Source organism: Pseudomonas sp. TE9122 (assembly GCF_056278925.1).
In genome coordinates this window covers 4,294,124-4,308,137 of record NZ_JBWBQI010000001.1, presented here as the reverse complement: position 1 = coordinate 4,308,137, position 14,014 = coordinate 4,294,124, and the positions used below count along the sequence as shown (strand labels likewise).

The 14,014-nt window shown below is 60.7% G+C and carries 12 protein-coding genes; 1 reads left to right on the top strand and 11 read right to left on the bottom strand.

Going from position 1 to position 14,014, the window contains the following annotated elements; all coding sequences use genetic code 11:
* Positions 1 to 6: 6 nt before the first annotated feature.
* From ACZ9BE_RS19330 to ACZ9BE_RS19300, 7 genes are all read right to left on the bottom strand, one after another.
* Complete coding sequence (locus tag ACZ9BE_RS19330; RefSeq protein ID WP_460142335.1) at positions 7 to 1,515, bottom strand: sensor domain-containing diguanylate cyclase; 1,509 nt, start codon at positions 1,513 to 1,515, stop codon at positions 7 to 9.
* A 185-nt stretch (positions 1,516 to 1,700) separates the two neighbouring features.
* Positions 1,701 to 3,059, bottom strand: coding sequence for an OprD family porin (locus ACZ9BE_RS19325; RefSeq protein WP_476249828.1), 1,359 nt, complete (start codon positions 3,057 to 3,059; stop codon positions 1,701 to 1,703).
* Between the two features lie 152 nt (positions 3,060 to 3,211).
* Positions 3,212 to 3,433 carry a hypothetical protein gene (locus ACZ9BE_RS19320; RefSeq protein ID WP_016773285.1) on the bottom strand — a complete coding sequence of 74 codons (222 nt, stop codon included), beginning with the start codon at positions 3,431 to 3,433 and terminating at the stop codon, positions 3,212 to 3,214.
* A 299-nt stretch (positions 3,434 to 3,732) separates the two neighbouring features.
* Positions 3,733 to 5,097 carry a heavy metal sensor histidine kinase gene (locus tag ACZ9BE_RS19315; protein WP_423665217.1) on the bottom strand — a complete coding sequence of 455 codons (1,365 nt, stop codon included), beginning with the start codon at positions 5,095 to 5,097 and terminating at the stop codon, positions 3,733 to 3,735.
* Positions 5,087 to 5,764 carry a heavy metal response regulator transcription factor gene (locus ACZ9BE_RS19310; RefSeq protein ID WP_016773287.1) on the bottom strand — a complete coding sequence of 226 codons (678 nt, stop codon included), beginning with the start codon at positions 5,762 to 5,764 and terminating at the stop codon, positions 5,087 to 5,089. The genes ACZ9BE_RS19315 and ACZ9BE_RS19310 overlap by 11 nt, the downstream gene beginning before the upstream one ends.
* Positions 5,765 to 5,771: 7 nt before the next feature.
* On the bottom strand, positions 5,772 to 8,885 hold the full coding sequence (locus ACZ9BE_RS19305; RefSeq protein ID WP_476249827.1) for a multidrug efflux RND transporter permease subunit: 3,114 nt from the start codon (positions 8,883 to 8,885) through the stop codon (positions 5,772 to 5,774).
* Positions 8,882 to 10,042 carry an efflux RND transporter periplasmic adaptor subunit gene (locus ACZ9BE_RS19300; protein WP_476249826.1) on the bottom strand — a complete coding sequence of 387 codons (1,161 nt, stop codon included), beginning with the start codon at positions 10,040 to 10,042 and terminating at the stop codon, positions 8,882 to 8,884. The genes ACZ9BE_RS19305 and ACZ9BE_RS19300 overlap by 4 nt, the downstream gene beginning before the upstream one ends.
* Before the next feature lie 407 nt (positions 10,043 to 10,449).
* On the opposite strand from ACZ9BE_RS19300, the gene ACZ9BE_RS19295 reads away from it, so the two are divergent.
* Positions 10,450 to 10,689 carry a hypothetical protein gene (locus tag ACZ9BE_RS19295; RefSeq protein WP_016773292.1) on the top strand — a complete coding sequence of 80 codons (240 nt, stop codon included), beginning with the start codon at positions 10,450 to 10,452 and terminating at the stop codon, positions 10,687 to 10,689.
* 135 nt (positions 10,690 to 10,824) lie between these two features.
* On the opposite strand, the gene ACZ9BE_RS19290 is transcribed toward ACZ9BE_RS19295, so the two are convergent.
* The 4 genes from ACZ9BE_RS19290 to ACZ9BE_RS19275 form a co-directional block, all read right to left on the bottom strand.
* A complete protein-coding gene (locus ACZ9BE_RS19290; protein ID WP_476249825.1) occupies positions 10,825 to 11,574 on the bottom strand; it encodes a YkgJ family cysteine cluster protein in 750 nt (249 codons plus the stop codon).
* A gap of 83 nt (positions 11,575 to 11,657) precedes the next feature.
* Positions 11,658 to 11,984, bottom strand: a complete 327-nt coding sequence (locus ACZ9BE_RS19285) for a hypothetical protein (protein ID WP_056790191.1) — start codon at positions 11,982 to 11,984, stop codon at positions 11,658 to 11,660.
* 144 nt (positions 11,985 to 12,128) lie between these two features.
* Positions 12,129 to 12,611 (bottom strand): GNAT family N-acetyltransferase, encoded by a 483-nt coding sequence (locus ACZ9BE_RS19280; protein WP_476249824.1) that lies wholly within the window; start codon positions 12,609 to 12,611, stop codon positions 12,129 to 12,131.
* Positions 12,612 to 12,614: 3 nt separating this feature from the next.
* A complete protein-coding gene (locus ACZ9BE_RS19275; protein WP_016773296.1) occupies positions 12,615 to 13,517 on the bottom strand; it encodes a chemotaxis protein CheV in 903 nt (300 codons plus the stop codon).
* Positions 13,518 to 14,014: the final 497 nt, after the last annotated feature.

The following is a 14,014-nucleotide window of genomic DNA, read 5'->3' as shown; positions in this document are numbered from 1 at the left end:
TTGACTTTAAATTGACACTACAACGCGATTGCGCCCGCCTTCCTTGGCCTGATACAGCGCCTTGTCCGCCGCAAACAGCAACTGCTCCAGGGTCATCTCGCTCGCCGTCGTCCATGTGGCGATGCCGATACTCACGGTCATCGCCCGCTCAGCGCCTTCAACCCAGGGCAAGTTTTCCACAGCCTGGCGAATCTGCTCGGCGATCTGCTGCGCCCCGGCGCTGTCGGTTTCGGCGAGAATCACCGAAAACTCTTCACCGCCATACCTCGCGACCAGATCCGCCGGGCGCCGCACGTTCGCGGTGATTACCTTGGCCAGTTCGCGCAACACCTGATCCCCAGCCTGATGGCCATGGCGGTCATTGAAGGCCTTGAAGTGGTCAGCATCGATCATCATCACCGACAGCGGCTGGCCGGAGCGCTGCGCGCGGAACCATTCGTGGCGCAGGGTCTGGTCGAGCATGCGTCGGTTGGCAACGCCGGTCAGATCATCGGTGGCAGCCAGTTGCGCCAGTTCGCGTTCGGCGCGATGGCGCAAACGCAGTTCCCGAGCGAGCAGCCAGGTCAGCCACAACAGCCCCAGGCACAACACGCCGGTGGCGCCGCTGATCAGGATCGCCGTGCGCCGCCAAGTGCCGAACACCTCCTCGCTGGACAGCGCGACCATCACCGTCAACGGCAGATTGCCCACCCGCGAGTAGGTATAGAGCCGGCGTTGTTTATCCATGCTCGAGGTACTGGTGAAACTGCCGCTGCCATCGCGATCGTTGAGAATCCGCACGACGTTGGGCCGGTTGCCGAAACTCTTGCCGACCGAATCGCTTTGCAAATAGGGCTTCTGCGCGAGCAGCACGCCATCGCTGTTGATGATGTTCAGTGTGCTGTCGGTGCCGATGTCGAGGCTTTTGAACAGGTCGTCGAAGTAGTCGAGTTTCAGCGACGCCACCGCTACGCCGAGGAATTCACCGGTCTGCGAGGAGATGCGCCGGCTGAAGCTGATCCGCCACTGATCGGCCTCTTCGCAATCGCAACGGGTCTTGAACGGGCGGCTGATGAACATGCCCATGTCACGGTTGAACGCATGGGCGAGGAAATAATCGCGGTCGGCGAAATTGCCCGGTTTCGGTTCGATGCGCGAGGAGTCGGCGATCACCTCGCCATGCTTGTCGAGCAGGAGGATGTCGCCCTTGAAACGCGCGGTGGCAGAGCGATCGAACAGTGCCAGATGACGGATCTGCGGCGAGACGTTCTGCAGGTCGTCACGCTGAGCGGCGGCGATCAGGCCTTGCAGCGTCAGGTCGTACAGCTCGACGGTGCGCAGCACATCGGCGTCGATCAATTGCGCAATGGTCGTGGCGCGGCGCGTCGCGACTTCCTGCGCACTGGCGTACTCGCGGATCAACAGGAAGGTGACGATGCACACCATCGCAATCACGGTCAGCAGGCTGCCGAGTATCAGCAGGCGCTCGGGGCGACCGGTAAGGCCTGTGATGGAAGGCGTGCGGCTGGCGATCATGATGGGGAGCCGGTTGAAGTGGTTTCATAAGCTTAGTTGGGCTGACGCCGGACGAACCTGTGGGAGCGAGCCTGCTCGCGAAAGCGGTGTGTCATTCAACACAGATGTTGACTGACAATCAGCTTTCGCGAGCAGGCTCGCTCCCACAGGGTAGATCACAGGATCTGAAAAACGCAGCGCCGATCTTAGAAGAGGTTGACCGGGTAGTCGATGATCACGCGGTATTCATCTGTATCCGAATCAATCGCGCCGTAGCCGTTGCCGCCACGGTTGGTGGCCCATTGCAGGCGCACCGCGAGATCCTTGGCCTGGCCGCTTTGCACGACGTACTGCAAATCGATGTCGCGTTCCCAATGCTTGGCGTTATGGCCGTCGGCGCTGTACCAGCTGGAATAGCCTGCGCTGTTCGGGTCGGCTTTGGTCAGGTCCACCGTGCCGCGCGAATAGGACAGCGCCGAGGTCAATCCGGGCATGCCGAGGCCAGTGAAGTCGTAAGCGTACTTGAGCTTCCAGGAGCGTTCGTTCGGACCGTTGAAGTCCGAATACTGCTGCGAGTTGTCTAGATAAACGCTGTCGCCCTGGCTGATGTAGTCGAACGGCGTATTACCGTTGACCCGCTGAAAGGCGGCGGTAACGCTGTGATGACCGACGCCAACGGTGAAGTGCAGGCTCCAAGTGTTGTTGTCGATATCGCCGAGCAACGCATCACCGGTGTCTTGCGTGTGATAGAAGTGCAGGCCCGGGTTGAGGCTGACCAGATCGTTCAAGTGCCAAGTGTAATCCAGGTCGTAGTAGTACTGGTTCCAGATGTCCTTGAGCTCGGACGCGTAAAGGCTGCTCGTCAGGCCTTCAACGCCGCTCCAGGCCACTCCGGCCCAGTTCAAGTGTTGGCTGTCATCGCCATCGGCCAGCGTGCCGTAGGACGTGCCGATTCGGGTATGACCGCTCTGGTTATACGGCTTGGTGAAACTGGCCTGGCCACCTTCGATCAGCCAGCCGTCGAAGCTGCGGTTACTCAGGCTGATGCCACGAAAGGTCTGCGGCAGCATCCGCGTGTCGCCGCCGGCAATCACCGGGTTGGTGAGGAACAGGTCACCGGCCTTCAGTTCGGTATCGAATGCTCGCAGCTTCAGGGTCCCGCCGGCGGTTGAAAACGAGCCCGGCGCTTTGCCGTTGCCGTCGCTGATCGGCAGGATGCTCGAACCGTCGGTACCGCCTCCGCCATCGAGTTTCAAGCCGAGCATGGCATGAGCATCGACGCCGAAGCCGACCGTGCCTTCGGTATAACCCGATTCGAAAACCCCGAGAAAACCTTGCCCCCATTCAATGTTGTCGTCCGCTTTCTGCAAGCGGTTGCGATTCATGTAGTAGTTGCGGGCATTGAGGCTGAGGCTTGAGCCTTCGACGAAACCTTGTTCAGCGGGCTCGTCGGCGTGGGCGGCGGGAGCAATCGTTGCGGCAATTGCAATGAACAGCGGGGTGAGGCGGGCAGGGTAAAACACGTGCGGTGGAGCTCCTTGGGTCAGCGGGCCGCTCTGGTTCATGAGCGGCTTGATGTTTCTTGTTTTTTCAGACGCGCCAGACGGCTTTCAGACCACAACGAAAAAAGGCCGCTGAATGGCAGCGGCCTGGAGTGACGACGGTTGAACGGGAAGAGCCAAACAACCGCGTCGAGGGAAACCTTTCGCGGTGCGACTCAGCTGTCTTTCTCGAGCGCTTGAGCCTGGGAAGTAGCGGCCTGCGGGGATTGCGTCGCGTCTTGAGCCTTGGCCATCACTTCGGCCTGATGCTGATCGAATGCCTGCGCGCGAGCGACGTTGTGCGCCACGAACGCTTGCGATTCTTCAGCCATCGCCATCGGCGACAGGATCAATGAGGACAAAACGAATGCGCTGGCAATACCCATACTGTTGGACATCTTGAAAACCTTCTCGCTTGGCGAGTGCTGTTTGGTGCGGGCAAAGATAAGGTTGCCGGGGGTTGGGAAACAGCGCGATTTTCATAAATGACTGTTACAGCAAAAGCAAAGATCGGCACGGGTAACAACCCGGTCTGTGCGTGATGGTGGCCTGTGGCGAGGGGATTTATCCCCGTTGGGCTGCGAAGCGGCCCCAAGAATTCCAGCCTCAAAGATTCTTGGACCTTGTGCACAGGATTTGCGACTGCTGCGCAGCCGAGCGGGGATAAATCCCCTCGCCACAGGGCTTGGCTGAGCATTCAGACCGGGAGATGGATGCCAAAGGTGTTCATGCCCCGGTCACTGCGCACAAACACATCCCCGCCATGCATCAGCGCAATCGCCTTGACGATCGCCAGCCCCAGGCCGTGGTTATTGCCGCTGTTGCTGCGCGAAGCATCGACCCGATAAAACCGTTCGAACAATCTCGGCAGATGCTCGCTGGCAATCGGCGTCCCGGGATTGGCCACGCCAATGCTCACCTGGTGTTCTTCAACCTCGATGCGCACCTCGATCACCTGGCCCGGATCGGTATGCTGCACCGCGTTGCTGAGCAAATTGATCAGCGCCCGGCGCAGGTGCGCGACCTCGATTTGCACTTGCGCATCGCCGCTGACCTGCACTTCAACCTGCGCGTCCTCAAGAATGAAATCCAGATAGTCCAGTGTCGTCGACACCTCATCAGCCAGTGACGTCGAGGTCAGTTTGGTCGCCTTGTTGCCCTGATCGGCGCTGGCCAGAAACAGCATGTCGTTGATGATCGAGCGCAGTCGCTCCAGCTCTTCGAGATTGGACTGCAGCACTTCGAAATAGTGTTCGGCGGAGCGCCCGCGAGTCAGTGCGACCTGGGTCTGGCCGATCAGGTTGGTCAGCGGCGAACGCAGTTCATGGGCTACGTCGGCGTTGAACGATTCCAGCCGCGAATAGGCCAGTTCAACCCGTTCCAGAGTTGAGTTGAACGATTCGACAAACTGCTCCAGTTCCGGCGGCAGCGGCGACAGGCGCAAGCGTCCGGCGCGCAGTGGTGGGGCCAGACGCTGGGCTTCCTGCGACAGCTTGATCAGCGGTTTCAGACCAATGCGCGCCACCCAATAGCCCAGCGCCGAGGCCAACAGTACACCGACAATCGCCAGACTGATCAGGGCGATGAGCAAGTGATGCTGGGTCTGATGCAATGTCTCGGTGTCGATGCCGATCATGAAACGCAACGGCGGGCGCTGATCCTTGGCCGGGAACTGACTGACCAGCACTTTCAGTGGGTAGGGTTGATCGGGCAGTTGCAGATCGTGCATGCCCAACGGGCCATTGATGGCGGCACGAATCTGCGGGGTGAGATTGCCGTATTCGTAGCGCGGATCACCGCTGCTGATCCAGAAACTGATGCGCTTGTCTTCCTCGCCGAGCAGTTTGAGCTTGTTGTTGATCTTTACCCAATGCTCCGGCGTGCCGTAACGCCCGACGGTGGATTCGAGCACGCTGTACCGCGCATCCAGCTCGGCTTCGGGCAACAATCCCAAGCCCTTGTCGACCTGTTGATACAGCGCGCCGCCAATCAACAGAAACACCACTAGCGCCACCAGCGTGAACATGCCGCTGAGGCGCAAGGCAATCGAGTTACTGGACACCACGGCTCTCCAGCACATAACCCATGCCGCGAATGGTGTGCAGCAGTTTTTCGTTGAACGGCCCGTCAAGCTTGGCCCGCAGGCGTTTGATCGCGACTTCGACGACGTTGGCGTCACTGTCGAAATTGATGTCCCAGACCATTTCCGCGATGGCGGTTTTCGAGAGAATTTCGCCTTGGCGCCGGGCGAGCACGCTGAGCAGGGAAAATTCTTTCGCCGTCAGGTCCAAGCGCGTGCCGGCGCGGGTGGCCTTGCGGCTGATCAGGTCGATCCACAGGTCGGCGATGGTCACTTGCACCGGTTCGTGGCCGCCGCTGCGCCGGGTCAGCGCTTGCAGGCGGGCGACCAGTTCGAGAAAGGAAAACGGTTTGCCGAGGTAATCGTCGGCGCCGTCGCGCAGGCCCTTGATGCGATCTTCGACGCGCTCGCGGGCGGTGAGCATGATCACCGGGGTCTGCTTGCGCGCACGTAATGCGCGCAGTACGCCGAAGCCATCGAGCCCCGGCAGCATGACGTCGAGGACGATCACGGCGTAGTCGCATTCCAGTGCCAGATGCAGGCCTTCGACGCCGTCGCGGGCAAGGTCCACGGTGTAGCCCTGTTCGGTCAGGCCCCGGTGCAGATAGTCCGCGGTTTTTTCTTCGTCTTCGATAATCAGAACGCGCATGACCGCCTCAGTCTGTGGTCGCCAGTGCCGTTGCGGGCGTTGGGGCTGGTGGGTGTGAGTGCCGGTGAAACAGCCGCTCGAGCCATAAGTATATGACCGGCGTGGTGAACAGCGTCAGCATCTGGCTGACCAGCAAACCGCCGACCACGGCAATGCCCAACGGCTGGCGCAGTTCGGCGCCGGTGCCGTAGCCGAGCATCAGCGGCAACGCACCGAGCAGGGCGGCGAGGGTGGTCATGATGATCGGCCGGAACCGGGTGATGCACGCTTCGAAAATCGCCTCCTGCGGCGCCAAACCACGCTGGCGCTGCGCCTCGAGCGCGAAGTCGATCATCAGGATGCCGTTCTTCTTGACGATACCGATCAGCAGCACCAGCCCGATCAACGCCATGATCGAAAAGTCCTGGCCGCAGATCCACAGCATGATCACCGCGCCGAGGCCTGCTGCCGGCAGGGTCGAAATGATCGTCAGCGGATGCACGAAGCTTTCATAAAGCACGCCGAGAATGATGTATACCGCCACCAGCGCCGCCAGAATCAGCCATGGCTGGCTGGCCAGCGAACTCTGGAACGCCTGCGCCGCGCCCTGGAAATTGCCGCTGATCGCGGTGGGCATGCCGATCTCGGCCTTGGCCTGATTGAGCTGAATCACCGCATCGCCCAATGCCACGCCGGGGGCGAGGTTGAATGACATATTGGCGGCGGGGAACATGCCGTCATGGGCAATTGACAGCGGGCCGATGGTCGGCGCGTCGAATCGGGCCAGCGCCGAGAGCGGCACCATTTCCCCACTGAGTGGTGAGCGCAGGTAAAAATAGTTGAGGCTTTCGGCCTTGCCGCGTTGTTTGGTATCCAGTTCCAGAATCACGTTGTACTGATTGACCTGAGTCTGGAATTCATTGATCTGCCGTTGGCCGAACGCATCGTACAGCGCCTCGTCGACATCGCTTGCCGTCAGGCCGAAACGCGCCGCTGCGCTGCGATCGATGCTGATGTGGGTGATGCTGCCGCCCAGTTGCAGATCGTTGGAAATGTCGCGAAACGCCGGGTTGCTGCGCAGTTTCTCGGTCAGGCGCTGGGTCCAGGTGGCGAGGGTCGCGCCGTCGTTGCTCTTGAGTACGTATTGGTACTGCGCACGGCTAGGGCCGGAGCTGAGGTTGATGTCCTGCCCGGCGCGCAAATAAAGGACGATGCCGGGGACTTTCATCAGTTGCGGGCGGATGCGATCGATGAACTGGCTGGCGCTGACATCGCGATCGCCACGTTTTTTCAGGGCGATCCAGAAGCGCCCGTTGGCGATTGTCTGGTTGCTGCCTGAAACACCCACCGAGTGCGAGAACGCCTGCACCGCCGGATCGGCTGCAACGATTTCGGCCATCGCCAAGTGTTTTTTCACCATGTCGCCGTAGGAAATATCCGCAGCGGCTTCGGTGGTGCCGAGGACAAAACCGGTGTCCTGCACCGGGAAAAATCCCTTGGGAATGAAAATGTAACCGGCAACAGTCAGCGCCAGCGAGAGACCGAACACACCAATCATCAGTTTCTGATGATCGAGGGCGCGGCGCAGGCCTTTTTCGTACCAGCCGAGCAAGCGCTCGCTGAAACCCGGTTTGGCGCTGGCGTGATGCACCGGTTTGCGCATGTACAGCGCAGCAAGGGTTGGCGCCAGCGTCAGCGACACCACCACGGAAATCATGATGGTGGACGTCGCGGTCAGGGCGAATTCCTTGAACAGGCGCCCGACCACACCGCCCATGAACAGCAGCGGAATGAATGCCGCCACCAGCGAGAAACTGATCGAAACGACGGTGAAGCCAATCTCGCCGGCTCCCTTGATCGCCGCCTCGCGCATATCGTCACCGGCCTCGAGATGGCGATGAATGTTTTCCACCACCACGATCGCATCGTCCACAACGAAGCCGACCGCGACGACGATCGCCACCAGCGTCAGGTTGTTCAGGCTGAAGCCGAGGACGTACATCAGGGCGAAACTGGCGATCAGCGAGACACCGAGTACCGCCGAGACAATCAGCGTCGCCGATAACTGGCGCAGGAACAGCGCCATGACCGCGACCACCAGCAGGATCGCGATCAGCAAAGTGATTTCCACTTCATGCAGCGAGGCGCGGATGGTCTGCGTGCGGTCGATGAGGGTTTTCACCTGCACCGAGGCCGGCAGCATCGCTTCGAGGCCGGGCAGGGCGGCCTGAATGCGGTCAACGGTTTCAACAATGTTGGCGCCGGGCTGGCGGAAAATCACCAGATTTACGCCGGGTCGATCACCGGCCCAGGCCTGCACGTAGGCATCTTCCGCACCGTTGACGACGTTGGCGACATCGCGCAGGTGAACCGGGGCGCCATCCTTGTAGGAAACGATGAGTTGGCTGTAGTCCTCGGGGTGGAACAACTGATCGTTGGTCGACAGCGTCGAGATGCTCGATTCGCCGTACAACGCACCTTTGGCCAGGTTGAGGCTGGTCTGCTGAATCGCCAGCCGAATGTCGGCCAGCGTCAGGCCAATCGCCGCGAGTTTGTCCGCCGAAGCTTGTACGCGAATCGCCGGGCGTTGCTGACCGGTGATGTTGATCTGGCCGACGCCGTCGATCTGGCTGATCTGACGCGAGAGCAGAGTTTCCACCAGGTCGCTGAGTTCGGTGCCGGGCATTTGCGTCGAGCTGACGCTGAGGATCAGCACCGGGCTATCGGCCGGGTTGACCTTCTTCCACGTTGGCAGCGTCGGCATGTCTTTGGGCAACTTGCCGGCGGCGGTATTGATCGCCGCCTGCACTTCCTGGGCGGCGGTGTCGATGCTTTTGTCGAGAGTGAACTGCAAGGTCAGCAGGGTTGAGCCCAGCGCGCTGCTCGAGGTCATCTGGGTCATGCCGGGGATGGCGCTGAATTGCACCTCCAGCGGCGTCGCCACCGAGGAAGCCATGGTGTCGGGGCTGGCGCCGGGCAACTGCGCCGACACTTGAATTGTAGGAAACTCCGCTTCCGGCAGTGGCGCAATCGGCAAACGCGGGAAGGCAATTACGCCGACCAGTACCAGAGCGAACGTCAGCAAAATCGTCGCTACCGGGTGATCGATGCACCAGGTCGAGATGCCTTTATGCGAGTTCATGGCTTGGGCTCCCCCTGCACCACTTGCGGCGGCTCACTCATGATTTGCACGCTCGACCCCGGCTTGAGCCGCGACTGGCCGTCGGTCACCAGTACGTCACCGGCGTTGACGCCTTTGATGATGTCCTGACCGCTGCCCTGATAAATCATCTGTACCGGCACTGCCTCGACCTTGTCGCCCTTCACGCGGTAAACGAAGTGTTGTTCGAGGCCACGCTGTACGACGGTGGGCGGAACCGCCAACGCATCTTTATCCACAGCGGTCTGAATTTTTACCGTCACCAGCAAACCCGGCCAGAGCTTCTGGCTGGCATTGGCGAACTCGGCCTTGGCGCGGATGGTGCCGGTGTTGGCGTTGATCTGATTGTCGATCAGGGTCAGCTGACCTTCGCCGAGCAGATTGCCGGTTTCGCCATCGGTGTCGGCGCCGATGTACGCCTTGACCGGTGCGCGTTGCGGATCGCTGATCAGGCTCTGCAGGGTCGGCAGCATCTGCTGCGGCAGGGAGAACTCGACGGCGATCGGGTCGATCTGCGTGACGGTGAACAGGCCCTGGGTGTCGGTCATGCGCAGGAAGTTGCCTTCATCGACCGTACGAATACCGACGCGCCCGGTGACCGGCGAGCGAATCTGCGTGTAGGACAGCTGCACCTGCGCCGCATCGATCGAGGCCTGATTGCCTTGTGCCGTGGCTTTGAGCTGGTTGACCAGCGCTTGCTGCTGGTCGAAGGTCTGCTTCGACACGCCGTCGTCGACGCTGAGCAGTTTGTAGCGCTTGAGATTGACCAGCGCTACCTGCAACTGCGCCTGACTCTCGCCCAACTGCGCCCGGGCCTGGTCGAGGTTGGCGCGGATCGAGCGGTCGTCAATGGTGGCGAGCAGGTCGCCTGCTTTGACCAGTTGGCCTTCCTTGACCAGAATTTTCGTCAGAATGCCGTCGATCTGCGAACGCACCACCACGCTGTGCAGCGAGAGCACCGAGCCGATGCCGCTGGTGTAGCGCGGCACGTCTTTGGCGCTGACCGTCACCACCCGCACCGGGATGGCAGTCGGTGTAGCCAGTTTGGCCGGCGCCGGTTTCAGCGCGAACCACAGGCCGGCGGCTGCCAGCAGAATCAGGAGAGTGGCCAGCAGGATTTTGTTTTTCTGGATGGACATGCGCGGCGCCGAAGTCTGGAGTTTGGGCAGATTGACCAGTTATAAACCGCTCAGGCGGTCGGCAGGGTGACGGCTGGCTGTCAGGATTGTCAGTTTCGTTTGTATAGATGGGGAGTAGCAGTGTGCGGCGATGGTCTTGTGTTGGATTCGCCCCTCACCCCAGCCCTCTCCCCAAGGAGAGGGAGCCGATTTGTGGGCTTTTCGAACCTGAGTTCGACTCGGTATCCCATGTCGGCGAACCTCGAGTAAACACCTCGGTCTGTCCCCTCCCCAGGGCGAGGGTTAGGGGGAGGGGAAAACCGTTCAGCGCACGGTGCAAATCTTCAGATGCCGAGCCAGAGCGCACAGGTATACTGCGCGCCTTTGCGGCTCACTGATCGGGCCGACTTTTTGTTCCCGGAGCTTTTATGACTTCCCCGACCCAACCGCCGGTTGACGACGCTGTGAGCGACGTCCCGGCTGAAGTGGCTGACGCCAGCGAAACCAAGGCCGAGATCCCGGCGTTCAAGTTCCCGTTCAAGCCGGGCGAGCTTGCCTCGGCGAAAGGCTCGAATCAGCCGTGGTACAAGAATGGCGCGAAGAATGGCCACACCAAAACCCCGGGCATGGCGCCGCCGGGGACGCGTCGGTCGATGGGCAAGCGCTGACATCGGAAAGTGATGGTGCTTGTGCTTGCCTCTTCGCGAGCAGGCTCGCTCCCACAGGTTTTGTGTTTGGCGCAGATCCAATGTGGGAGCGAGCCTGCTCGCGAATGCGACAGCCGCTACAGCACAAATGTCAGATCAAGCCGCGCGCAATGAAATAAACCCATAAGTCTGCGCCGGTTCAGTCACCACCAGCCCACCCGCAGCCAGCACCTGTCCGGCCACGTCATCGCCGGACAAATGAAACAGCCATTCACTGGTTTGCGCCGCTAGCGGTTGCGCGCTCACTTGGTCGATCACTGCCGCAAAGGCATCCATGTTCGGCAAGTACGCGGTGAACCCGTCGCCCTTGAGCGCCGTGGTGCGAATTCCCAGGGTTGCGCAGATCGCATCCTTGAGTTTGATCTCATCCCGATCCGCCTGACGCGAACGCTGAATCAACTCCAGCAGTTCCCGATCAACCAACTCGCCGCCCACGATCAGCTCCGGTCCCTGTTCCCAGGACTGCGGTGGGCAATCCTTGGCAGCAGGATTGAGCGGGATGTGCGGATTGATTTCCGCCGGGTAAATCCGGCACACCAGCGGGCGACGCTCGTAGATCCGGCAGCGCTTTTCGTCGTCAAGATTCCGGCAGGGGCCGACGTTGTAGGCGGCAAAGGTGATCGCCACGTGAGCATCAGTAGTGCCACTGCGGACCACCGCCGAACGGCGCTCGGCATGTTCGCGCTGTTGCGCTGGCAGCCCCAGGCCATTGCCGAGAAAAGCCTCGGCCAGCACGATCACCTGACCGCCATCCGCCGCCCACATGCGGGCTTCGGCGAGCGTCAGCGGGACATGGTGATCGGTGCAGCATTTGCCGCAACCTACGCAGGAAAACGTCGTATTCATTGAGCGATCTGTCTTCAATCAGGGTGTGAAACGGTGGCGGAAAACCACCGCACAGGGCCGGGTCGAAGCAAGTTGTGCGCCATTCACTGAGGTTTGGCGGTCGGGCGAATCGAATCCCACTCGGTGACGTACGCGGTTTTCGACTGTTTGTTGTACAGGCACAGCTCGCTGCCTTGCTGGCCTTTCATGTGTTTTTGCGGGTATTGGCCTTGCAGCAGAACGGCGGTGTAACCGACGCGGTCGTCGAATTGCGCCGGTGTGCCGACCGGTTTGACGTTTTTCAGGCCGCTGGCCTTGGTGCAGCTGGCGAGGACGGTCTTGTCATAGGCAGCCCAGGCGTCGGGGCTGGAGGCATGGGCCTGGGAGGCGAGGGCGATGAGGCTGAGCAGCGCCAGGGTGATGGCTTTCATGGTTGGGGCATCCTTGGTTATGGCCAAGGTTGGAGTCTGTCGGATAGCGGAAGTTGCCAGTGCTGCCCTTCGCGAGCAGGCTCGCTCCCACAGTTTGAAATGCAATCCACCTGTGGGAGCGAGCCTGCTCGCGAAAGCGGTAGATCAGTCGGGCACAGGCTCGCGCCGAACCACAACCATCCCGGCATTTTCATACAACCGCCGCGCCCGCAGGTTGTCCTCCAGAACCCTTAAATCGACAAATCCCTCGCGCCGCTGTTGAAAGACGCTGAAGGCATGCAACAACAACGCGCGTCCAAGCCCCCGGCCCTGCATTCGCGGGTGCACCACCAGATTCTTGATATACGCACTGGTCCAGCACTGCGCCACGCCCACCACGCCCTCGGCATCGCAGGCAACGAAACACAGCGCTGGATCGTATTCGGGGTCGCTGGCAAAGCGCTGACGCCAGTCGTGCAGTGACGGCACTCGACCGCCACCCTCCAGATGTCCGAGCTGCATCAACTGATGCACTGCCGGCGCCAGTTCCTCGCGGTAGACGGACAGCTCAATCCCGTCCGGCCACTGAGCATCCGGCAGAGGTCCACTCAAGTCGCGGCGCAGCAGAAAGCAAAACGTTTCGGCCAAGACTCAGTGCCCGTTGGCCGCGACGTGCTTGGCGGCTTCGATCAGGCGTTGGGTCAGCTCCGGCGAGGAGAACTTGGTCAGCACCGCGTTGGCACCGGCCAGGCGAGCTTTTTCACTGTTCATCGCGCTGTCGAGCGAGGTATGCAGCAAGACGTACAAGTGAGCGAAATCCGGGGTTTCGCGCAGGGTACGGGTGAAGGCGTAGCCGTCCATTTCCGACATTTCGATGTCGGAGACGATCAGATTGATCTGCTGCGCGGTGCCTTGCAGGTCGAGCAGGCAGTCGATGGCTTCCTTGGCACTGCGCGCGGTGTGGCATTGCAGGCCGAGGTTGCGCAGGGTGTGCACCGATTGCTGCAGGGCCACCTGGCTGTCATCGACCACCAGAATGCGCGCGTTGCCGAGCACTTCGGCGTCTTCCATGGTCAGGTCGGTCGGCGCCATTTCGATCTGCGCCGGGGCGATGCTGTGGATGACTTTTTCGATATCCAGCACCTGCACCAGCGTGCCGTCCACCGAGGTCACGCCGGTGATGTAGGCACGCGAGCCGCCGGAGCCGAACGGTGGCGGCTTGATGTCGGTGGTCAGGCAATGGACGATCTTGCTCACCGCCTGCACATGCAAACCCTGCTTGGAACGGCTGACATCGGTGACGATCAGGCAGCCACCGTTGGGATCTTCCAGCGGCCGCTCGCCGATCGCGCGGCTGAGGTCGATCACCGACAGCGATGCACCGCGCAGCGAGGCGATGCCTTTGACGTGCGGGTGCGACTCCGGCAGCTTGGTCAGCGGCGGGCAGGGAATGATTTCACTGACTTTCAGCAGGTTGATCGCCATCAGCTTGCCGCTGCGCAAGGTAAACAGCAGAAGCGAAAGTGAATCTGCGCGGGCTTTGGTGGAGGACATAAGAACCTTCTGTGGGGCGAGAGTGGAAATCGCCAGAAACCTTTGATGCCGTGTTATCGGCGTTAAAGGGGTGGGCTTTAGGTTAGTTGTCGGCTAGTCGGCTTGAGTTGATCGCTGTTCTCTCTATCACTGCCCCTCACCCCCAGCCCTCTCCCAGAGGTAGAGGGGGCCGACGCAGGTGTCTGGCGTTTTACACCGACCTGAACGACCGAGTCGATTATGGATTCGGAAGAAATCTTTCACGTCAGTGGAATTCTTCAATATCCCCCGATCAGTCCCCTCTCCCAGAGGTAGAGGGGGCCGACGGAGGTGTCTGGCGTTTTACACCGACCTGAACGACCGAGTCGATTATGGATTCGGAAGAAATCTTTCACGTCAGTGGAATTCTTCAATATCCCCCGATCAGTCCCCTCTCCCAGAGGTAGAGGGGGCCGACGGAGGTGTCTGGCGTTTTACACCGACCTGAACGACCGAGTCGATTATGGATTCGGAAGAAA

What these genes read in the sequence shown, in the direction of transcription:
- ACZ9BE_RS19285 (WP_056790191.1), bottom strand. Translation starts at nt 11,984, where the DNA reads ATGAAAGCCATCACCCTGGCGCTGCTCAGCCTCATCGCCCTCGCCTCC.
- ACZ9BE_RS19290 (WP_476249825.1), bottom strand. Translation starts at nt 11,574, where the DNA reads ATGAATACGACGTTTTCCTGCGTAGGTTGCGGCAAATGCTGCACCGAT.
- ACZ9BE_RS19325 (WP_476249828.1), bottom strand. Translation starts at nt 3,059, where the DNA reads ATGAACCAGAGCGGCCCGCTGACCCAAGGAGCTCCACCGCACGTGTTT.
- ACZ9BE_RS19305 (WP_476249827.1), bottom strand. Translation starts at nt 8,885, where the DNA reads ATGAACTCGCATAAAGGCATCTCGACCTGGTGCATCGATCACCCGGTA.
- ACZ9BE_RS19275 (WP_016773296.1), bottom strand. Translation starts at nt 13,517, where the DNA reads ATGTCCTCCACCAAAGCCCGCGCAGATTCACTTTCGCTTCTGCTGTTT.
- ACZ9BE_RS19300 (WP_476249826.1), bottom strand. Translation starts at nt 10,042, where the DNA reads ATGTCCATCCAGAAAAACAAAATCCTGCTGGCCACTCTCCTGATTCTG.
- ACZ9BE_RS19310 (WP_016773287.1), bottom strand. Translation starts at nt 5,764, where the DNA reads ATGCGCGTTCTGATTATCGAAGACGAAGAAAAAACCGCGGACTATCTG.
- ACZ9BE_RS19330 (WP_460142335.1), bottom strand. Translation starts at nt 1,515, where the DNA reads ATGATCGCCAGCCGCACGCCTTCCATCACAGGCCTTACCGGTCGCCCC.
- ACZ9BE_RS19295 (WP_016773292.1), top strand. Translation starts at nt 10,450, where the DNA reads ATGACTTCCCCGACCCAACCGCCGGTTGACGACGCTGTGAGCGACGTC.
- ACZ9BE_RS19320 (WP_016773285.1), bottom strand. Translation starts at nt 3,433, where the DNA reads ATGTCCAACAGTATGGGTATTGCCAGCGCATTCGTTTTGTCCTCATTG.